Below are 21,933 nucleotides of genomic sequence, written 5' to 3' on the forward strand. Positions count from 1 at the left end.
CTAGCGCAATACTCTACGGCTTCACCACGATATTCACTAACTTCCCTGGTACCACGATCACTTTGACCACAGTCATATCGCCAATAAACTTTTGAACGCGTTCGTCCGCTAAAGCAGTGGTTTCCAAAGCTGCTTTGTCGATATCGGCGGCGACTAATAGTTTTGCGCGAACTTTGCCGTTTACCTGCGCAACAACTTCAATTTCGGAGCGTTCTAAAGCGGAGTCATCAACGGATGGCCAACGTGCATCGATGATATCGCCGTCATGACCCAAATAATGCCAAAATTTATGGCAGACGTGAGGAACGATGGGCGCGAGCAGCAGTACTGCCGCGTTAATAGCTTCACGTTCTACTGCCAAATTTTCTGGAGTAGAGCGGTCTGCTAATTTATTTACTTCGTTCATGAGTTCCATTACTGCGGCGATCGCGGTATTGAAAGTTTGGCGGCGACCAAAATCATCACTGACTTTTGCAATAGTCTCGTGAGTTTTACGACGTAAATCTTTTTGCTGTTTGTCGAGCTTAGCTACATTTAACTCGCCAGGGTCGCCTGCCTGAAGATGGCTATAAATAGCTTTCCATAATTTTTTAAGAAAACGGAAGCTACCTTCTACTGCACTGTCGGTCCATTCTAAAGATTGATCGGGAGGCGATGTGAACATGGTGTAAAGGCGCACGGTATCCGCACCGTACTGGGACACAATGTCTTGCGGATCAATGCCGTTATTTTTTGACTTCGACATTTTTATGACGCCGCCAATTTCCAATGTTTCACCATTGCTGATACGGGTAGCGCTGATCACCTTGCCTTTGTCATCCTTCTCAAATGCCACTTCGCTTGGTGAGATCCATTCTTTATTGCCATTATCATTTATTTTATAAAACGAATTGGCGAGTACCATGCCCTGACAAAGCAGACGTTTAAAAGGTTCGTCACAACTCAACAAACCCTCGTCACGCATCAATTTATGAAAGAAGCGCGCGTAAAGCAGATGTAAGATCGCGTGCTCAATGCCACCGACATATTGATCAGCGGGGAGCCAATAATCAGCGGCTTTTTTGTCAAGCATGCCGCCTTCAAAGTTTGCACAAGTAAATCGTGCGTAATACCAAGATGATTCCATGAAGGTATCAAAGGTGTCGGTTTCGCGTTCGGCTTCTTGGCCGTTAATCTCTGTTTTACGCCACAGTGGATCTTTCTTGATAGGCGACTGCACGCCATCCATGACAACGTCTTCAGGTAAAAGCACGGGCAAGCGATCATGGGGTACAGGAATTTCTTGACCTTCTTTTAAATACAGCATTGGGATAGGCGAACCCCAGTAACGTTGTCGAGATACTCCCCAATCGCGCAAACGATAATTTGTTGTGGTTTTTCCACAGCCGGCGTCATAAAGTTTTTTAGCGATTGCGTCGAAAGCTTTTTTAGAACTTAAATTATCGAACTCGCCAGAATTAATGAGTGTGCCTTTTTCTACAAAGGCTTCTTTGGTGATATCAGCTGTAACATTTTTCTGATTTGGTTTGATCACTTGTACGATGGGCAATTTATATTTTGTTGCAAATTCCCAATCCCGCTGGTCGTGAGCGGGTACGGCCATTACCGCACCAGAGCCATAATCCATGAGTACATAGTTAGCGATCCAAATCGGAACTTGTGCGCCGGTAATTGGGTGCAAAGCGAAAAGTCCGGTATCGATACCTTTCTTTTCCATTGCGGCCATATCAGCTTCTGCAACAGACTGTATTTTACAGTCATCAATAAAAGTTTTTAATTCAGGTTTATTCGCCGCCGCTTTTTGTGCGAGGCGATGTTCTGCGGCGACACACATATATGTCACGCCCATTAAAGTGTCTGGACGCGTTGTGTAAATATCGATGTCGCTGATATCCTCGATGGCGTTCGCCAACTGGAATGTCATATCGACGCCGCGACTTTTACCTATCCAATTGCGTTGCATGGTTTTGACTTGTTCCGGCCATTCGGGCAAATCATCCAAGCTCGCTAGCAACTCATCGGCATAGTCAGTAATTTTAATAAACCACTGAGGAATTTCTTTCCTTTCAACTTTGTTGTTGCAGCGCCAGCAGCAACCATCAACCACTTGTTCGTTGGCAAGTACGGTTTGATCGTTAGGGCACCAGTTCACCGCCGCGACTTTTTTATAGGCAAGACCTTTTTCGTAAAGGCGTGTGAAAAACCATTGCTCCCAGCGATAATAATCCGGTTTACACGTTGCAAGTTCTCGGCTCCAATCCAAGCCAAAGCCCAAATCCTTTAATTGCTTACGCATGTAGTCGGTATTGGAGTAGGTCCAAGCCGCAGGAGCGGTTTGATTTTGAATCGCCGCATTTTCCGCAGGCAAGCCAAATGCATCCCAGCCCATAGGGTGCAGTACATTTTTGCCCAGCATTCGTTGGTAGCGCGATATCACGTCAGTAATGGTGTAGTTGCGCACGTGACCCATATGCAGGCGACCGCTAGGGTAGGGGAACATAGCCAAACAATAGAATTTTTCCTTGTTTGGATCTTCGGTGACCTCGAAGGATCTGTTGGTCTGCCAGTACTCTTGGGCTTCGGCATCAATACTGGCGGGGTGGTAAAGCTCTTCCATTCTCAATAGGGACCTTATTTGGATGCTGATTTTCAGCGAATGAAACGATAAAAAGTGCTCGAAATCGTGTTTTCAGGCAATTCCGACTAATAAAATTAAAAGTTCGCCATTATACTCATCTCTCGCGGTTTTGTCGGTGGCCAGAGTCCCTGATTAAGCCCTCTAAACCCTTAAATAATCAGGATTCCTTTATGAATGAGCGTGACACCAAAACGGATAAAGCAGCGAATAAGGAAGATGATCAGAATCCCCTTGAAAACCTTCGTGATAGCTTCTTAGAAGAGGTCGAAGATTTGGTGGATCTCGAATTGGAAGTCGAAGAATTTGCCCGCCGTAAAACCGACCTACTCAAGGAATACCTTAAAGATGACGTCCATGGTGCACACGAATTTTGGGAAGGGCTCAAAGGTGAGGCCCATATGCTTGAAGAATTCGCCACCGATTGGCTACTTTCAGCCGCAGATCCCGCGCGCCTGGATTGGGCAAAGCTCAATCAATATCTTAACTCCGACCAACCAAGAATTATGGTCGGTGAGTTGGTAACAGATGCGGAATTGGTTTGCGCACATTGTGGTAAGTTGCGATTAATTGAAGGCACCAAAGAAATTGAAGCCTGTACGGGTTGTGGATGTGAGTTATATGAGGTGCGCGAAAAATAAAGCGTGTTTTATCAAAATAAAATGTGAAGTTAATGGCTAAAAATCAGATACAAAAATAAGCCGCTCTAATTATCGTCAAAATCGGATTCAATCTAAATTCTGAAAACATAAAAATGTAAGGAGTAATTGAATTTTGAGGTTATTCGTTTCTCTAATATTGATCCTGTGTACTTCCGCAGTGCAAGCGCTTGAACTCTCGCCACGCCAGCTTTCTGATTTGCAGCAAGGGGCCGAGCGCATGCAGCAAGCATTACAAGACGGTGATATAGAAGCTTTAGTAGCGCAAATATTTACACCAGCGTTGGAGTTGGCTGGCGGCAACGAGAATGTCGTTCAGCAATCGGAACGGATGCTTTCCCAGTATCAAAGGCCTGGTTATTCGATTGAAAGTGTGTCTGTAAGTGAGCCTGAAATAGTCGTTGCGGCCGACCCCTATGTCGTTGCTTTTTTGCCGACGACAACAATTTTAAAAACCTCAATGAATAAACATATCCTAAGCGGGTTTGTCGTTGGGGTGTTGTCGGAAAATAAAAAACGTTGGAGTTTTTTTGATGGTGCACTAACACAAGCGAATATCAATCTTCTCTACGAGCTGTTACCTAATCTTCCGCTTGATATCGTTCTACCAGCAATTCAAACCCAAAGTATTGAGAATACCGACAACTATATTGCGGAGGGAATTAGTTTTTCGAAGCTAAAAAGATACGAGCAAGCAATATCGTTATACAACCGGGCGATCGATATTGACCCACAGGCTGAAATGTTTGTAATGAGAAGTGATGCTTATCGTGAGTTGGGTGACAGCGATCAAGCGATTGCTGACGCGACTCGTGCTATTGAAATGCAACCAGGCTACATTTTTGCTCATTTACAACGGGGTCAAACATACTTTGAAATGCGGCAATTTGATAAAGCGTTGAAGGATTTTGATCAGGCTGCACAGTTAGATTCTAAAAACATCGATGCCCACTATTTTCGAGCACTCACAAACGTTATGTTAGGTAACTGTAAGAGCGCCATTGAAGACTATTCGAAAGTCATTAAAAATGAGCCAGACAATGAACTGGCTTATACCCGTCGTGCTGAATGTTATTTAAAAGATAATAAAATAAAAAAAGCAATTAAAGACGCTCAGAAAGCTATTAATCTTGATCCGAGCTATCAATATGCTCAATTAGTTATGGGGCAAATTCAAATCGCCAATGGAAAAGTTCAGCAAGGTTGTGCTAGTTATCGCGCCGCTTGTATATTTGCTGATTGCATCCCTTCTCACATGAAGCAAGAAAAACAAGTTTGTGAAAAACTTGTTCGAGATAACCCGCAGATTTCCGGTACAGCAAATGGACGAAGTGGATCTATTTCAGTGCGCGCCAATAAAGTTTTGGCTCAAAGCATGGATATCTCGGGAGTCCTGGATACAGAAGCGGGAGATATCGCTGGCGGCATTAGTTTTCTGCAAAACGTTGATACTAGTAAATGGAATGAATTTGAAAAAGCGCAGCTGTCGCAAGTACTTGGATCATTTTATGTGCAGCTCGAGAATTATCCGCAAGCGATACTGGAATATGAGAAGTATGTGAGAACATTGAGCATTCCAAGATCAAATGCGTTGAACGTGGCTTACTCCTTGGCACAATTATATTTGGCGGTGGAAAACTATGACGAAGCAGTAAAGGTTTTAAACTTTTATCTTCCCAGGGTTGCAAACCCAAGCCCCGAGGTGGTGTTTACATTAGGCCAGGCATATTTTATGGCTGATTATCCAGCCCAGGCTTCTACCTACGTTAGCACTGCTGTAGAAATGAAAGAGATATCCGACGGAAGAGCCAGTGAAACTTGGTATAAGTTCCAATACGCCATCTATTTTGAGTTGAAAGATATCGCGCGCGTCGTTTCAATCTTGAGAAAAATGGACAGCTTTTATCCTTCAGAAGAGACCAAAGCGCTAATCGAAAAGCTGACTCAATAGTGTAAGTTTGGTTTGAGAGAAATAGATCAGAGTTATTATGGACACAATTAGTCAAGATCAATCTAGCTTTATTCAACACCAGTTGGTGCCCTTTGAGTACCACAAGAAGCTCCGCGATCATTTTAAGAATAAAAAGAAAACCTGGGATTGGTTTGCAGAAGACGATAATAAAAATCAGCAGATCGAAGAATTTAGATCGAACTTGTTAAAAAACACCTACCGGCTCGATAGAGAATCTCACGAGAAACTTTATTTACTTATCGACGAAGCTCGCGCAATCTTGGCGATTGACGCAGAGGTAACCTTGTATCAAGAAAATAATAGTGTCCAACTCAATGCAGGCATTTCTATTATTGAAAAGGAAGCCCACATCGTTCTGTCGGGAAATTTACTTTCGTTGCTATCGGACGACGAATTAAAAGCGCTGTTAGCCCACGAATTAAGCCATTATTTATTCTATAAGGTGGATGACGAGGAATTCGAGATTACACAAAGGATTGTTTTAGCTTTGGCGAATGATAGCCGTAGCGAAGATGCAATTATAGAAACGGCGAGAATATTTCAGCTTTACATGGAATTGTTCTGTGATATCGGTTCTCTTAAGGTTTGCAAGGATTTTAGAACGGTTGTGCAAATGCTGGTTAAGCTAAACACTGGGCTTAGTCAAGTTAACGCCGAAAGTTACCTCGCCCAGGCGAAAGAGATTGTCAGATCAGATTCAACATCCACACAGAATAATAGTCATCCCGAATCATATATTCGCTGCTTAGCGCTTAAGCAATACCAAGACAACCCACTGGATTATATCTCGAATATTAAAAAGTTAATCGAGGGCGAATTGGATCTCAATCAACTCGATATCTTCGAACAAGTAGATATGCAAAAGCACACTCGGCATTTGTTACAACTTTTATTGGTGCCGGACTGGATGAATAGCTCGGCGATAACAAGCTTGTCGAAACAATACTTCTCCGATTTTTACCGAGACGTTAAAGGAATTGCTGTAGCAGATTTGGCAAAAATATTAGAAAGTGCCAGGTTTTCAGTGAAAAGTTATATAGCCTACGTATTGTTGGACTTCTCTATGGCCGATAAAGATATGGAAGGTGCGCCGATGGGTTATACCCTTGAGCTCTCTGAGCTGCTTGGGATTAAAGATTTGTATGAGAAGGTAATTCGCAAAGAGTTAAAGTTAAGTGTTCGTGACTTTAAGCTTATGCAAGATCGAGTGATGAACGAATTGCAATTAACGAAAGAAAATCAAGCCAATAGTTTATACGATGATTAATTATTATGCCCGCTAGCTTTTTTTCATTGCTCGAAAAAATAACGGATTACGGAAGTTTAAAATCACCTGATTTTATTGCTTTAGCCTTGCCTCTGTTAGAATCGATCTGCGCCTTGCATGAAGAAAATCAAGTCGCTTTAATCACCTCATCTGAACAGATTTTAGTTCAAGATAACGAGTTGCACTTGCTGACCGAGGGCAAAGCCCCTTGTGTTCCTTCCCAGCCCTTATTTAAAAAACCGGTACAGAGATCCGCAATGGAAGTCAGCGGTAATGTAAAGCAGACCAATAATCTCGATAACCACAGTATTGAATATCAGAATTCGAGCATTCGAACTGACGAAGATACGATTGAATCGCCTACCTATATTCTAAATTATAAAAGTTGGGATTATGAATGCGGCCACTACAATCCCTTAACTGATGTGTTTGTTTTGGGGCAATACCTTGCTAGCTTGGCATTTGGCTTGGATTTTCGTAAGCATGAAGATCTCGCACTGTTTGTAGAAAACAGGAAAAAGCTATATTTTCTTAATAAGAAATTACACCCAACGATATTAAGCATCATTTTTGAAATGACTGAGCTTTATCAAGAAGATCGAAGTGCAAATCTGAGCGAGGTCATTACTAAATTAAAAAACTACCGCGAATATAATCCGGAAAATTATGTAGACCTAAGTCAAACGGAAGGCTTTAGGTCTCAGGATGTTTCTGGTCGCGCAAACTGGATCTTATCAAAACTGAAAAATCGTCTATTTGATATAAGTCGACGTAACAAATTGTTGTATTTTTCAGATCGTTCCAATTTTTTGAATCTAACCGTTGGTTCCGTGCCATTGCTACTTGATCATAACAACGTCCGAGAGAGTGATTTAATCTTCTGGAATGAAAATTTAGAAAAGAAAATCGTCAAAAACAGCAAGTTACTGTTGAATAGTTATATTGATTTTCAAGAAAATAAGTTCGCCTCTCCAACGCTGAATAAAATTCGTTTGGAAGCTAGAAAAAGTAAAAATGAATACGGTTTCAGTCAGCTTAGAACTGTAATTGCGTTTATTCATTGGTATAACTTTAAAGAAAATCGCGAAGAAAGGATCAGCTCTCCATTGCTGCTTTTGCCTGCCGAGATCGTCAAGAAAAAAGGAGTAGAGGACCAGTATTTTCTCGAGTTTCCAGAAACGGAAGCTGAAATCAACCCGATTCTGAGTAATTATTTAAAAGAGCTGTACGATATTTCGCTTCCGGATTTCGTTGATTTAGATAATTCGAGTATTGAAGAGCTAGTGGCTTCAATTGAAACTCAGATCGCAAAGGGGAATTCCGGAATCCGTTTGGATTGGCGTAAAAAACCAAGAATCCAGCTTATCCATAGTATTGCCAAAAAAAGCTTCAACCTAAAGAACAAGAAGCTCGCGAATCGAAGTCGAGGTCTAGATTTGCGATCATTTTCCTATTCGTATCGATCGGAAGAGTTCCAGCCACTGGGAATTCAAATATTCGATAGTCGAATTAGGGAAAGAAACAGCGCGCTGGAATATATCATCAACGAAGATTTACAGCCTGACTTGAACGCAGTTGATGAAAAAGCGAGGACGTTTTATACCAGCGACAACGAGGGAGAGATCAACCCCTTAATTTGGGAAATTGATACCTGCAACATTACTCTTGGTAATTTTAATTATCGAAAGATGAGCTTGGTTCGCGATTATAACGACATTATTAATTTGAGTACTGACGATGATGTGTTTGATTCTTTGTTTAGTGAAAAACCTAAACAATTGAGTTCTGAAGCGACCAATGCCATCGAATTGACAAGTAGCTATCCCATTATTTCCTCAGATCCAACTCAAACTAGCGCGGTACAAATTGCACGTACGGGTCGAAGCTATATTATTCAGGGGCCACCAGGAACCGGAAAGTCACAAACAATTACGAATTTGATTGCTGATTACATCGCCAGAGATAAAAAGATACTGTTTGTATGTGAAAAGCGCGCCGCGCTGGATGTTGTTTATCATAGGATGAAAAATCGCCAGCTCGACGAACTCTGTTGTCTAATACATGATTCCCAAGCCGATAAAAAAGAATTTATCCTCAACCTAAAACAATCCTATGAGGATTTTATCGCCAACAGAATCGATGGTTCGCTTGTTCAAAAGCAGCGTAACGAGGTTATCCAGGCGATTACACTCGAATTAGAAAAATTAAATTATTTTCATAATACGATGAAGAATGGCGAAGTTACTCCGCTGGAATTATTCACCGTATTACACCGCAAGACAAAAACTCAGTCGCTACCATCGTCGAAGCTACTACTCGAACTACCCGATTATGCTGAATGGAAGTCAAATAAAGAATGGTTGTTTGAGTGGCAGCAATTATTGGTGTCGAACGATTTTCGCCCGCAGCTATGTGATTATCCTTTTGTACAGCTTGATCAGGTCTTGGTATCTTCAGACAAAGGTAAATCCGACGTTGCTGAGTTAATAGAAACAACTACGAATTTGTTAGACGCGTTCAGTGAGTTGATAGACAACGAGGCTATTGAGCTTCCTTCTCAGCTTGGTACACCCGATTTCAAGGTGGGGCAAGGCAAAGAGTTGATACCCATATCGCTTGAGAAATGGAAGTACGCTTTCGATTTTTTGGCACAAATACAAGGCCTGGTCATTTCCAAAAAAATTACTGTCTTCGATAAAAGCTCGGAGGCGTCTAAGACTCTCCTCAAGTTAAATAAAAATATCGAAAAAATTGTTGCTAATAAAAAGCCTTTTATAGAAAAGAATAAAAATTGGCGTTCGAAACCTAGTGTTGATGAAGCAAGGGAAGCACTGAGGCAGTGGCGGCAGTATGAAAAAAGTGTTTTCCGCTTCTTTAGTCCAAGTTATTACCGATTAAAAAAGCAGATCTATCAAGCTTACGACTTTAATGCGCACACCATACGTCCTGGAGTGATGTCGGTATTAGATAATTTGGTCGCTGAGTATGATTTAGATAGGCAGATTGATGACCTAAAGCTTCTCGCTAAGGAGGAATATGGGATTAAAAATTTTGAGTTAGAGTTCAGCAGTATTATTAAATGGCAAAATTTACTTAGCGCTTCGACCATTGGATGGTTAGTCGCCAGCGATTCTCAAGTTGATTCATTATTGTCTTTTAGAGAAAGTTTTGGCCTTTTATTCCAGAAAGCGCGTTCATTGTTTGGCGGTGTGGAAGAACTAAATCTGTCCGAATTGGATGAAAAGCTACATCAGGGAAGAAAGGCTGTGGGTTCCCTGTCAGCATTTTTGCCCTATATAGAAAAGGTATCCGGGCTTAGTAGTGAACTCGCGCATTGTGTTTATAGTAAACCTTGGCTGATGGAAGATTTCGATTTTAATTTGGCTTATAAGTCTTTAAGCGACCTCTATGTCAAAGAAAGACGGTTTGCAGATATGGATGAAGATGGCTTAAGCCTTAGTATCTCAAGAGTCAACGCGCTACTGGGGAAATACTACGATAGTAATGTCGGCGCTCTTCGCGCAAAAATTCGTGAACAATTTCTTAATAAAATGAGGATTACAGAATCTGTTGCTGCACAATTGACCGCTGAGGAAAAAGTACAGAAAAAAACCTATAACACAGCGCGAAAAATTCTCGAAAATGAATTTGGCAAATCTATGCGTTATAAGTCAATTCGTGAACTCGCTTCGAGCGAAGCAAATGCCTTAATCTCCTCCATTAAGCCGGTGTGGTTAATGAGCCCATTGAGTGTGTCAGATATTTTACCCATCGACGCCTCGTTGTTTGATGTCGTTATTTACGATGAGGCGAGTCAGATAACGGTGGAAGAAGGCGTGCCAGCATTATTTAGAACCAAGCAGACAATTGTCGTGGGTGACGAGATGCAAATGCCACCGACAACCTTTTTTAGTTCCAATTCAAACCAAGATGAAGATGAGGAGGAAGCTGAAGAAACAATTGGTATGAGCATGGATGCAGACAGTTTGCTCAACCAGAGCGCGCGAAAATTGACATCAGTGATGTTGGGTTGGCATTACCGTAGTCGACGAGAAAGCTTAATAAGTTTCAGTAATGCCGCTTTTTATCAGCGCGGTTTACTCACAATTCCGGACAGTTTGATCCATCAATCTGAAAGCGAGGCACTGGAACCTATTGTTGATGTTGAGAATGATGTTGAGCCTGAGTCAGTACTTGGGCGAAGTATCAGCTTCCATTACTTAGAAAACGCCTTATACGAGAAGCGAAAAAATAAGGACGAAGCGATCTATATCGCAAATATTGTTGCGATGTTACTCAGGAAAAATACTGGCAAGAGTATTGGCATTGTGGCTTTCTCGATGGAGCAGCAATCTGAAATTGAATCGGCTCTGGATCGCCTGGCAAATAGCGATTCGGATTTTGAAGCGCTGTTGGAACAGGAGTATCAACGAGAGGATGAAGATCAATTTAACGGTCTTTTTGTGAAAAATCTGGAGAATGTTCAAGGTGATGAGCGCGATATTATTATTATGAGCGTTTGTTACGGCTATAACGAAAAAGGCAAAATGTTGATGAATTTTGGGCCTATAAATCGGCGTGGCGGTGAAAAGCGACTCAATGTTATCTTCTCCAGAGCAAAACAACATATGGTTATTGTGACTTCGATAATGCCCAATGAAATTAAAAACGATTACAACGAAGGTGCAAATTATTTTAAAAAGTTTCTCGCCTATGCAAAATATATTTCTGACTCCAGATTACCCGAGGCGAATTTGGTTTTAGACAGCATGTCGAGTTATGAGCAAGAGGAAGTTGAGATCCAAAAGAATCCTGTTGTCATACAGTTAAAGTCGGCGATTGAAGATTTGGGTTATGAAACCGATATTGCAATCGGGCAATCTCACTTTAAGTGCGATTTGGCAGTAAAAGACAAAGGCGGTAAACGCTATGCGTTGGGGGTTTTAATTGATAAAGCGGAACACTATCGGAATAAGGACGTGCTCGAACAATATTGCCAAAAACCTAGCATTTTAAATAGCTTTGGCTGGAAGATTGCGACCGTATATAGCAAGGATTGGTTCGAGCGACCTGAACGAATTTTAGAAAAAATAGTCGGACAACTTAGCGGTAAAGAAAACAATGACACCGATATGCTCCAAGGTCTAGACCTTGATGCAGTGGAAAAAGATAAATTTGATCTGTTAGCGATAAATATAGATTCAAGACAACGCTCCGATCAAGCTATTGAACTAGAAACAACTACGGTGAATCGAGTAGAACAAGTTGATGATAGAAAGCAGATTGTTGAAGAAAGCATTGACGATAAAGACAAGGCAAAGACTAAGCAACGCAGTGAAGTTAACGCGAGCGATTCGGCGTATGAACGTTATGAGTTTGTAGGCGGGGCAAGCAGCAAGTTTTGGCAAATCCAGGTTGTTGGTAAAGATGTTTTGGTGCAGTACGGTCGAATAGGTAACAAGCCACAGAATAATTCGAAAAGCTTTGCCTCTGAACAAGAAGCAAAAAGAGAAATGAAAAGACTGATCGCGACAAAATTAAAAAAAGGTTATGTTAAACCAAACGAGAAACCAGGCTAAATCAAGCCTCTGAGAGAAGATATTCCTTGCTAAGCTATCGTCATTCTTACCACGCAGGCAATTTCGCCGATGTTGTTAAACACAGTGTGTTGATCGAAATATTGAAGCATCTCATTAAGAAAGAAGCAGGGTTCGATTATATCGATACACATGCCGGTGCAGGGCTCTATGACTTGGAATCGGAGCATGCTCAGAAATTGCAAGAGCACGAAAGCGGATTCACCAAAATTGAACCGAGCAGATTTCCTGAGTTAGATAAATATTTCGACATTGTCTGTGATGTGAATAAATCATCTAGCAAAAAACGTTATCCCGGTTCGCCTGTTATTGCTATGAATTTTTTGCGCTCTCAAGATCGAAGTTGGTTATTTGAGTTACACTCGAGCGATTTTGTTTTATTGAAAAACAATACGCTTAAGAATAAGAGAGTTAGGCTCAGTCAAAGCGATGGATTTAAAGGTGCGTTAGCCTTACTACCCCCGCTATCACGTCGTGGCCTGGTGCTTATTGATCCATCTTACGAGATTAAATCAGACTATCAAGTAGCCATTGAATTTTTAGCAAGTGCCTATAAAAAATTCTCTACAGGAATTTATGCCCTGTGGTATCCGGTTGTTGATCGTAAACGAATCGACAGCTTGGAACGAAAAATTAAGTCAAGCGGTATTAAAAATATCCAACGGTTTGAATTGGGTATTACGGAAGACCGGGAGAGAGGGGGAATGACGGCGGCTGGGGTCATCGTGATAAACCCGCCTTGGACATTAATGAAAACCATGCAAAGCATTCTTCCTAAATTTGCTGAAGATCTAGGTCAGGAAAAAACCGGGTATTATAAATCTGACGTTTTGGTTGGCGAATAAACCTGATATAACCAAAAAAATTGAATCACTTGAGCTAATTTGATTTGAGGAAATATCCATCGAACTTAAGTCACTTCGACGAATCGCATTGTTACAACAAGGCCTGTTAAAAAAACAGACTTATACCTCCTCTTACTTGGGTGTGAGTCAAGTGCTGCAGCAGCTGGCTTATGTACAGATTGACACACTATCAGTGGTGGAGAGGGCACATCACCACACGCTTTGGAACAGAATTCCCAACTATAAAAAAGCCTTTCTCGATGATGCTGTTGAGCGGGGCGAGGCATTTGAGTATTGGTTCCATGCTGCCGCGTATTTACCGATGCAAGATTATCGTTTTGCACTACCACGTATGAACGGAATACGTCGCGGAGAGTCGCCTTGGTATAAAGATGTTGATCCAAAGGTTATGCACCATGTGCTCGAGCGAATAACCAAGGAAGGTCCGCTAAAGGGGCGAGATTTTGAATCAGAGAAAAAGAATAAAGGTAGTTGGTGGAATTGGAAACCAAGCAAGAAAGCCTTGGAAAAATTGTATATGCAAGGCGATTTGATGATCTCAAAGCGTGTCGGCATGGAGAAAATTTATGATCTCAGAGAGCGCGTACTTCCTTCTGGTTTAGATACTACTGAACCCACACTCTTGGAATTCGCAGAGTATTTGGTTGATGCATCGCTTAAAGCCCATGGTTTTACCACGATCAAACAAATAGCCCATCTGCGTAAAGGCGCGCTATTGAAAAAGTTGATCACCGAAGTGCTCAATAGAAAAATTGAAGAAAAGGAAATAGTCGAACTCGAAATTGAAGGGATGCCTTTAATTTATCTTCAAGCCAATTTGATGGAGCTTAGTTTCTCTGCGCCACCAAAAAAAGTACGTATACTTTCTCCGTTTGATAACGCGATTATTCACCGCGACAGGCTTGAGTACCTATTTGATTTTGACTACCGAATAGAATGCTATACCCCAGTAGATAAGCGTCAATTTGGCTATTTTTGTTTGCCAATCCTATACGGCGATTCTTTTGTAGGGCGAGTTGACTGTAAAGCGCATAGGGACCGCCAAACATTGGAACTCATACAACTCCACATTGAACCATCGGCGAAACTTAGTGCCGCATTGCTTGACACTTTAATTCGAGAAATTAAAAAGTTTGTTAGGTTTAACAATTGCAATACAGTCCAGCTTACTAAAGTAAGTCCAAGCAAATTTAGCAAAGAGATATTGGCTAAACTTAATTAAAGACGGAAACACTTTTGGGGAGTCTTCGGTTGTAGGACTAAAAGCCAGAGCCTTCAAACTTTTTGGGTAAAAAATAGCCATCCGAGGCAATTGTTTTCAGATTAGGCTACTATTCCCAGTCGGGTAAATCCCCCATTCCACGATGATCTGTCCAAAGGCTGAAGTTATGGAAAATGTATTAATCGCTGTCAGTGAATTCTTCGCTCGAACTCCCAATAAAATACTCAAATCCAAATGGGTCGTGCTACTCGTCTTGTTGGTGGGTAGTGCCTTCATGTTAGTTGGAATTTTTCAGCGCACTAGCATGGACATGAGTATGGAGGGCTTTCTCCATCAGGACGATCCTGCCATTTTGGCTCTCAATAGTTTTCGTGATCAATTTGGTAGTGATGATTCGGTATTTCTAGTGTATCGCGCCAAAGATGGCGACGCTTTTTCTGCTGATAGTTTAAAGGCGATCCAAGCCTTAACGGATGATTTGAATAACTGGGAATCGCTAAACCCGCAAGATTATCCACAATTGATTTCCAGCGAAGAAAAATTTCAACATTTATCTCATATTCGTCGTGTCCAATCTTTAGCCAGCATACGTGTGCAAACGACGGACGACGATACCTTACGTTCCGATCGATTGGTGCAAAGAGATTTACCTGAAGACGCTGAAGCGCTGCGTTTAATTCGTGAACGCGCGATGGCACAAGAAGATTTCAAACTCGCTTTTTATTCTCTTGATGGAGAATACGCCGCATTGATGATCCAAACCGATTTCGGTGCTCAGCTGCCTGACGATTTTGTCGCTGCGGTGGATTCCGATGATATTGTTTTGGATGATAGTTTTGATTTTGCCGTGGGCGAAGAATTAACTCTGGAGTTTGATGAAAGCGTTGCAGTTCAGGACATCGATTACATTGAGGCGGATATGTTGGCCTATGTTGATTTCTTTTCTGAACTGCGAGCGGTGTATGGGAAATATGATCAGCAATTTGAATTTTTCCCTGTCGGCAATGCGCCATTAATGGAGTATGGCTGGCGAACGCAGCAGCAAATGATGGGCTTGGGTGTCGGTATGGTACTGATATTCACCTTGCTGTTATGGATTTTATTCCGTTCATTCAGCGCGGTTTTGTGGCCAATTTTAACCATCGCATTTAGTGTGGTGTGGGTTTGGGGCGGCACGGTTTGGATGGGCGTAGAAATTTCGCAAATGATTAGCTTGGCGATAATGTTAATTTTTGCAGTGGGTATTGCCGATTGTGTTCATGTGATGAGTGCATACCTTTCAAATCGCCGTAATGGTCTTGAGCATCACGAGGCCTTGTCCTTAGCGTATGGCAAAACCGGCTTGGCTTTATTGGTAACTAGCGTCACCACGATGTCAGGTTTATTGGCCTTATCTTTTTCGGGTTTGTTGCCAATACGAGTGTTTGCTTTGATGTCTGCCGCTGGCGTCGGCATGGCATTTATCTTCACTATCGTTTTATTGCCGATGCTCTTAGATATTTGGCACCCTGGTAAACCCCGGAATGTCAAAGGCCGTATCGAAAAGTTTGCTGGGTGGTGGGTGGCATTACCATCGAGTTACAAGGCAATAATTGGCGTCCTCTATATCTCGTCAGTCTTCTTGGCGCTTGGCTTGGCTATCGGTTCTTTTATTGTTGTCGCCTCGCTAGTGACCTATGTGGTAATCAATTGGCAAAGGCCAATCTTGGCCCGTGTACCAATGGTCGCGGCGAGATATCCCTATGTGATTGTTGCTTGCTTTGCGAGTATTTTTATTCTCTGCGCTTACGGCACTTCAAAAGTAAAAATAGATTCCAACTTGTCGGAGTTATTTTATGAGGATAGTGAGATTCGCGTTGCTTACGATGCCGTCGATAATAATATGGCAGGCGCTCAATCAATAGAGATTATGATTGATACCGGTGAGATTGATGGCTTACTAAATCCGCAGCTCCTGCAAACTATTGAGCGCTTTCAAAATCGTGTCGAAGAAAAATATCCTAATGAAGTCAGTCGAACATTTTCTCTGGTCAATATCGTCAAAGATACGAATAAAATAATGAATAATAATGATCAGGCATTTGATGTGGTTCCTGATGATCAAGCGATGATTTCTCAGCTACTGTATTTATTCAACAGCGCTAATCCAGAGGATCGGCGTAACATCGTGTCAGATGACTATAGTCGCTCCCATATCACCATTAATGCCTATAACGCTGGCTCTTATCAATACAAGCAATTTTTTGACGAGTTGAGTTTGGAAATTGATGCCATATTTGCGGATTTAAAAGCCGAACGCTTTCCTGAGTTAGATGTGCAGGTAACTGGCTCGATTGCGTTAATGATGCGGGCACTGGATGAGATTGCGAGTTCTCAATACCGCAGTTTCGCCATGGCTCTAGCTGTGATTAGTGTGCTGTTAATTTTCACCTTGGGATCTCTGCAGGCCGGTGCGATTGCGATTATTCCAAACCTACTGCCTGCTTTGGTAACCTTTGGTTTGCTCGGTCTACTGGATATCTCCTTGGATACGGATACTTTACTCATCGCTCCGGTAGTCATTGGCATCGCTGTTGATGACACGATACATTTTATGATCCACTATCGCGTAGCGCTTATTAAAAGCGGAGATATGGCGAAAGCTTTGCAAAGTACTTTGCGTGACGTCGGCCAAGCGGTGATGTTTACTACGATGGTTTTAGGATTGGGTTTTGGGTTGATGAGCTTTTCTCAGTATCTGGGGATGGCAAAGGTCGGTTTCTTTGGTGCCATCGCTATTTTCGTTGCATTACTGTGTGATTTGTTTTTGCTCCCCGCGCTTTTGTTAATCTTTAAACCCACTTTCGGCTTGAAGAATGTTGAGCGCCGATTTAATTTTAAAGGAGAGACTGCATGAGTTATAAAAATTTTGTCAGCCACACACAAAAAAAATTATTGATAAAAGCTCACATTTGCGTGGCGCTGGTGTGTTGTATTTTTGTCAGTACGGCAAGTGGGCAAGATGCTCGCGGGATTCTTGATACCGTTGAGGAAAATCAGCGTTCAACAACGAATTCCGCTTTTAACAAAATGCAAATGTCGAGCTGTCTGTTTGGAATAAAAAATAACAAAATAACTTGTGCGGAACGTCCTAGAATTAAGTCTCTAGAAACGGTAGGTATAAATTATGGGGCCCGTAACAAGGATACTAAGTCTATTGCCATCGTTTTAGAGCCGGCTTCTGAACGCGGTATCGGTATGTTGAGTTACAGCTACGATGATGCCAGCAAAGACAATGAAACTTGGTTGTACCTTTCGGCTCTGGGCACAGTAAAGCGCATAGCAAGTGGTAATTCCGATGATGATTCTGAACCCGCTTCTTTTTTCGGTTCAGAATTTACCACCGAGGATATGGACAACGGAAAGCTAGATGAGTATCAGATTAATCTGTTAGAAGAAACCACGACATCGGGAAGAGAGGTGTGGAAAATTGAAACAGTTCCCAACGAAGAGCGTGCTAAAAAAACTCGTTATGGCCGCACGGTATTGTATGTTGATAAGGAACGTTTCGTTTCGCTACGAACGGAGCTGTATGACAAATACGGACAAGAAATTAAACGTATGCTTTCTTCAAAGATCGAATTGGTGAATAACGTCTGGGTCGCGAGATCAATTACGATGATGAATTTAGTAACTAACCGCTTGTCGAACATCGCTACTTTAGAAATTAATACCAATATAGAAATTCCCGATGAATTTCTCACCCAGCGAACATTAACGGACGTAGCATTTCGTGAGGCCGAATTAACCAAGCTTAGAAGTCAGATTGATAACTAGCAGGTGTTTTTCGTTTAGATGAAAATAGATTTTATAATTTGGCCTGCTATTCTCGTTCTGCTATTGGCTTTTTCCGATTTGTCGATCGCGCAAGACGAAGATATTGTTGATTTCGAGTTAGATGAAAATCTTTTTGATGTTGAGTTTGTAGAGGCGGGGCAAACGTCGGACAAAGATACGGATTCGTGGTTTGAAAAATTTACTTTTAAGTTGAGTTACCAAACAATTACCCAGGTCAATAAGCATAAGAATGCAAATATTTTTAATGGTGTTGATTACGAATACCCTCGCACTGAAAACAATCGTTTTAACCTTTTAGTTAAGTATCAAAACGCTTTTGCTCCAGGTTGGTTGTTGCAAGGTAATGGCCACGCGAAACTTTATGCCCGCAGAGATTACGAATATCGTGCTAACGATAACAACACTGAAACTGAATATCGTATCAACGAACTATTTATTCAACGTAGTTTCGATCAACACAGTATGAAATTTGGCAGGCAGACTGTAGTTTGGGGAGAGAACGAAGGGAATTCAGTGTTGGATGTGTTGAATACAAGCGATATTCGTGATTTGAGTATCGTTAATATTGAAGACGCTCGTTTAAATCAATGGATGCTTGTGTGGGATTACTTTAAAAGCAGTGATACCAATAATCACGGTAAGCTAAGCAGTTTCGTGAATTTATATCCGGAGTTCAACCCTCCGCCACAACGCGGCAGCCCATTTTATTTTCAGCCTCCGTTTAAACTTACCGATCTTGATCGAGACGATGCCCTATTTGAAGCGGGACTTAATTATTCCTGGTCTTTGCCGGCTAGTGATATTTCAATCATGGCGGCTTATCTTTATGAAAATCAATTGCGCTATGAACCACCCCTTGGATCCTCAATTGAAGGAGTTGCCGTAGAAAATGATTATGCGCTAATCGGACTCAGCGCTAATCGGGCTATCGATAAATTATTATTAAAGTTTGATTTTGCCTACAGTCATGGCTTGATAGCTGATATTGCACCGGTAAATCCCGCTTCCGCATTTGTCCCTGTGACGAGAATCAAGAAAAATAAAATCGGTACATCTTTTGGGTTTGAATATGGAATTTCTTCTGAACAGCAGGTTAGCTTTTCGGTACTTGCCGAAACTTTTCTGAACCAGGACAAGGAGCTTCCCGTTGGTTTTGACTTGATCGACAAGGATGTCAGTGGGAGCTATTTAATCCGCTACAGCAATACCTCAAGCACCGGCGATTTTTCTGCATCAGCGACTTTGCAAAGTGCGCTCGACAGTAGTTTTCTTTTAGCTAGCTTGGGGCTTAACTATGTTGTCAATGATAATTGGTCGATTTTTTCTCAGTTGGTGCTGACGGATACGAAGGAAGATAGCTCAGCAGCATTTTTGGACGATGACACGAGAGTTGAATTTACGGTTAATTTTTCATTCTAATCACCAACAGAATATTTAACTTTCTCTAGAAGGCAATAAACAGGTCGAAGATTATGAAGAGTGTTTTTCTTATAATAAATTTAAAAACCTTATTTGTTACTGCGCTTGCGGTAGCGAGTACACATTTATGTATTCGCTATTCATTAACTGCGGAATTTCCACTCACTTTAATAGCAACCGCGATAATTTTTCCCATCGTGTTTTCAATCAATGGAGCCTATAAGCGGCGAGAAGTTGCGCTTAGTAAATACAGCGCAATCAAATCACATGGCCGAGCGATATTTTTTGCTACTCGTGATTGGCTAGAAAATCCGTCGTCGCAGGTGAAAGAAAAATCGAGGAATCTATTAGCCGAGTTAATGAGTGCCTGTCGCGAGTTATTTTCGGGAAAAATTGAACAGTCACGAATCAATGAAGAAGCGGTATATAAGGCATTCTCTGATATCTCTAGGTTTATCAAGGAAGATCTAAGGGCGAATGGCTTGGCAAGCGGGGAGGTTTCTCGTTGCAATCAATATTTAAGTAAAATGTTCCTTGCTTTTGAAGACGCAAAACACATTTTTCAGTACCGAACGCCTCGAACCCTGCGCGCGTTTAGCGGTATATTTATTTCTATTCTGCCAGTGCTCTATGGTCCTTATTTCGCATTTCAAGCATTAGAGTATTCCCCTTATCTTACTTACGTAATGCCGGTGTTGTTTTCCTTAGTGTTAGTGAGTTTGTCGAATATACAAGATCATCTCGAGAACCCTTTTGACGGTGTAGGTGAAGATGACGTCGTTATTAATGTAGAACAATTTGTTCGGCGCTTGAATGACTAAAAGCAAGTGAGATGAAACAGCCTATAGAATCGCGAGTTATTGTCGGATTGATCGCACTGGTCGTGGCGTTTATCGTCGTGGTAGGTGTTTTTGTGCCGACTGTTCCACAAGATCCCAATTACCATTTATTTATAGATCGCGAAACGATTCTGAATGTCAGCAACTTTTGGAACGTAGTCTCTAATTCGCTTTTTTTATTGGTAGGTATTGTCGGTTTAATACAGCTTTATGTATTAAACAATCTAAAAATATTGCCAGAAATTAAGTCTGCATATGGGATATTTTTTCTTGGCGTGACCTTGGTTGCGTTTGGGTCGGGCTACTATCATTTGCTACCCAACAATCAAACATTGGTATGGGATAGGTTGCCCATGACAATTGCCTTCATGTCATTATTTTCAGTCGTCGTTGGGGAAACAGTTTCGATTCGACTAGCAAGGTTTTCTTTGCTGCCTCTCATCGTAAGTGGTGGACTCAGCGTACTGTATTGGCATTTTACAGAGTTACAAGGTAGGGGAGATTTAAGGTTTTACGCCCTTGTTCAATTCCTCCCCTTATTACTTATTCCCATTATGTTAGTTTTTTTGCCGTCTAAATTTAGCCACAAATCAGGATATTGGTATTTATTTGCGTTTTATATTATTGCGAAACTGCTTGAACAGTTTGATAGTGAGGTTGACGCATTTCTTGGGTTTATTAGTGGGCATTCTCTCAAACATATAGCAGCGGCTTTTGGCGTGCTCATTCTTTTGTATACGTTTAGACGTAGAGGCATTATTTCTTGAATTAATGTTAAGTGAGGCCTCAATGATTAATTATCAACTCATACAATTCTCACAAAATTTAGCGTAAGCAATAATTTTTAGACGATCTTCATTTATGGGTTGATCGCATTGTTCGCAGAAACCATACCGCCCATTTTCTATCTTGGTTAATGCACGTTTAATTAAACTTAGCTCATTTTCGGCTTCGGTGTTTAGATCTACAAGAACTTCCTCATTTTCCCTTTCTATACTCTGTTCGGTAGAGGACTTATCGTGTTCTCTTCGTAGGTCGATTCCAATTTTTTCAATACGTTCGAGTAGCTCCGCTTGTAGTAGTAGTAGAGTATTTTTTGCAATATCAACGTTCATTTTTGATCTCCAAGGTTCACGAGACCAAATTTTGGTCTCGTGAATAATTTTCTAGGCTATATTTATGCGACGGGCTTCAGAGGTTTTTCGTGTCGCTTTAGGTGCCTTAAGCTTTAGGATTCCATCTTCAAAAGAAGCGTTAACATCACTTTCTTTTACGCTATCACCCAGGTCAAAGCTACGGCTGTATTTGCCGTATCGCCGCTCTTGGCGAACAATTTTTCCGTCCTTTTCTTCTTTGTTTTCCTGATGACTTTCCGCGCTTAAGGTTAGAATGCCATTATCCAACGTGACATGAATATCTTCCTTTTTAACGCCCGGCAACTCGGCGCTAATTTCAATATGATCGGCTGTATCAAGCACATCAACGCGAGGAGCGAAAGCACTACTGGTAGATTCCATATCGCGTCTGGAAGGCGACCAGAAATTATCGAAAATTGAATCGATATCAAACAGTGACTGACGGGGGACAAGATTCATAGTAAACCTCCAATATTAATGTCGA

General features: G+C 41.6%; 14 protein-coding genes. 11 read left to right on the top strand and 3 right to left on the bottom strand.

Annotated features, from left to right (window positions below; translation table 11 throughout):
- Positions 1–13 precede the first annotated feature (13 nt).
- On the bottom strand, positions 14–2,617 hold the full coding sequence (gene leuS, locus ACYUCY_RS15425) for a leucine--tRNA ligase (protein ID WP_460227418.1): 2,604 nt from the start codon (positions 2,615–2,617) through the stop codon (positions 14–16).
- A 191-nt stretch (positions 2,618–2,808) separates the two neighbouring features.
- Between leuS and ACYUCY_RS15430 the strand changes: the two genes are divergently transcribed.
- The 11 genes from ACYUCY_RS15430 (at position 2,809) to ACYUCY_RS15480 (ending at position 21,080) form a co-directional block, all read left to right on the top strand.
- The gene (locus ACYUCY_RS15430; protein ID WP_460227419.1) at positions 2,809–3,276 is read left to right on the top strand and encodes a zinc ribbon-containing protein; all 468 of its coding nucleotides are present in this window, start codon (positions 2,809–2,811) and stop codon (positions 3,274–3,276) included.
- Between the two features lie 133 nt (positions 3,277–3,409).
- On the top strand, positions 3,410–5,245 hold the full coding sequence (locus tag ACYUCY_RS15435) for a tetratricopeptide repeat protein (RefSeq protein WP_460227420.1): 1,836 nt from the start codon (positions 3,410–3,412) through the stop codon (positions 5,243–5,245).
- A 37-nt stretch (positions 5,246–5,282) separates the two neighbouring features.
- On the top strand, positions 5,283–6,533 hold the full coding sequence (locus ACYUCY_RS15440) for a SprT-like domain-containing protein (RefSeq protein WP_460227421.1): 1,251 nt from the start codon (positions 5,283–5,285) through the stop codon (positions 6,531–6,533).
- A gap of 5 nt (positions 6,534–6,538) precedes the next feature.
- Entirely contained in the window at positions 6,539–12,112 is a 5,574-nt protein-coding gene (locus ACYUCY_RS15445; protein WP_460227422.1) for an AAA domain-containing protein, read from the top strand.
- Between the two features lie 26 nt (positions 12,113–12,138).
- The gene (locus ACYUCY_RS15450; protein ID WP_460227423.1) at positions 12,139–12,975 is read left to right on the top strand and encodes a 23S rRNA (adenine(2030)-N(6))-methyltransferase RlmJ; all 837 of its coding nucleotides are present in this window, start codon (positions 12,139–12,141) and stop codon (positions 12,973–12,975) included.
- Positions 12,976–13,063: 88 nt separating this feature from the next.
- Positions 13,064–14,218 (top strand): winged helix-turn-helix domain-containing protein, encoded by a 1,155-nt coding sequence (locus ACYUCY_RS15455; RefSeq protein ID WP_460227424.1) that lies wholly within the window; start codon positions 13,064–13,066, stop codon positions 14,216–14,218.
- Between the two features lie 166 nt (positions 14,219–14,384).
- Positions 14,385–17,114, top strand: coding sequence for an efflux RND transporter permease subunit (locus tag ACYUCY_RS15460; RefSeq protein ID WP_460227425.1), 2,730 nt, complete (start codon positions 14,385–14,387; stop codon positions 17,112–17,114).
- A complete protein-coding gene (locus ACYUCY_RS15465; RefSeq protein ID WP_460227426.1) occupies positions 17,111–18,034 on the top strand; it encodes an outer membrane lipoprotein-sorting protein in 924 nt (307 codons plus the stop codon). The genes ACYUCY_RS15460 and ACYUCY_RS15465 overlap by 4 nt, the downstream gene beginning before the upstream one ends.
- 18 nt (positions 18,035–18,052) lie before the next feature.
- Positions 18,053–19,474: a DUF1302 family protein gene (locus tag ACYUCY_RS15470; RefSeq protein ID WP_460227427.1), complete on the top strand. Its 1,422-nt coding sequence runs from the start codon at positions 18,053–18,055 to the stop codon at positions 19,472–19,474.
- A gap of 53 nt (positions 19,475–19,527) precedes the next feature.
- Positions 19,528–20,295, top strand: coding sequence for a hypothetical protein (locus ACYUCY_RS15475; RefSeq protein ID WP_460227428.1), 768 nt, complete (start codon positions 19,528–19,530; stop codon positions 20,293–20,295).
- Positions 20,296–20,306: 11 nt separating this feature from the next.
- On the top strand, positions 20,307–21,080 hold the full coding sequence (locus ACYUCY_RS15480; RefSeq protein WP_460227429.1) for a hypothetical protein: 774 nt from the start codon (positions 20,307–20,309) through the stop codon (positions 21,078–21,080).
- Between the two features lie 33 nt (positions 21,081–21,113).
- On the opposite strand, the gene ACYUCY_RS15485 is transcribed toward ACYUCY_RS15480, so the two are convergent.
- Together ACYUCY_RS15485 and ACYUCY_RS15490 are read right to left on the bottom strand one after the other, a co-directional pair.
- Positions 21,114–21,428, bottom strand: a complete 315-nt coding sequence (locus ACYUCY_RS15485) for a TraR/DksA family transcriptional regulator (RefSeq protein ID WP_460227430.1) — start codon at positions 21,426–21,428, stop codon at positions 21,114–21,116.
- Positions 21,429–21,479: 51 nt separating this feature from the next.
- Complete coding sequence (locus ACYUCY_RS15490; protein ID WP_460227431.1) at positions 21,480–21,908, bottom strand: Hsp20/alpha crystallin family protein; 429 nt, start codon at positions 21,906–21,908, stop codon at positions 21,480–21,482.
- Positions 21,909–21,933 lie beyond the last annotated feature (25 nt).

It is taken from the genome of Aurantivibrio infirmus (genome assembly GCF_054767315.1).

Coding starts and splice junctions, on each gene's coding strand:
- ACYUCY_RS15440 (WP_460227421.1), top strand. CDS start 5,283: ATGGACACAATTAGTCAAGATCAATCTAGCTTTATTCAACACCAGTTG.
- ACYUCY_RS15490 (WP_460227431.1), bottom strand. CDS start 21,908: ATGAATCTTGTCCCCCGTCAGTCACTGTTTGATATCGATTCAATTTTC.
- ACYUCY_RS15465 (WP_460227426.1), top strand. CDS start 17,111: ATGAGTTATAAAAATTTTGTCAGCCACACACAAAAAAAATTATTGATA.
- ACYUCY_RS15470 (WP_460227427.1), top strand. CDS start 18,053: ATGAAAATAGATTTTATAATTTGGCCTGCTATTCTCGTTCTGCTATTG.
- ACYUCY_RS15430 (WP_460227419.1), top strand. CDS start 2,809: ATGAATGAGCGTGACACCAAAACGGATAAAGCAGCGAATAAGGAAGAT.
- ACYUCY_RS15445 (WP_460227422.1), top strand. CDS start 6,539: ATGCCCGCTAGCTTTTTTTCATTGCTCGAAAAAATAACGGATTACGGA.
- ACYUCY_RS15485 (WP_460227430.1), bottom strand. CDS start 21,428: ATGAACGTTGATATTGCAAAAAATACTCTACTACTACTACAAGCGGAG.
- leuS (WP_460227418.1), bottom strand. CDS start 2,617: ATGGAAGAGCTTTACCACCCCGCCAGTATTGATGCCGAAGCCCAAGAG.
- ACYUCY_RS15460 (WP_460227425.1), top strand. CDS start 14,385: ATGGAAAATGTATTAATCGCTGTCAGTGAATTCTTCGCTCGAACTCCC.
- ACYUCY_RS15475 (WP_460227428.1), top strand. CDS start 19,528: ATGAAGAGTGTTTTTCTTATAATAAATTTAAAAACCTTATTTGTTACT.
- ACYUCY_RS15480 (WP_460227429.1), top strand. CDS start 20,307: ATGAAACAGCCTATAGAATCGCGAGTTATTGTCGGATTGATCGCACTG.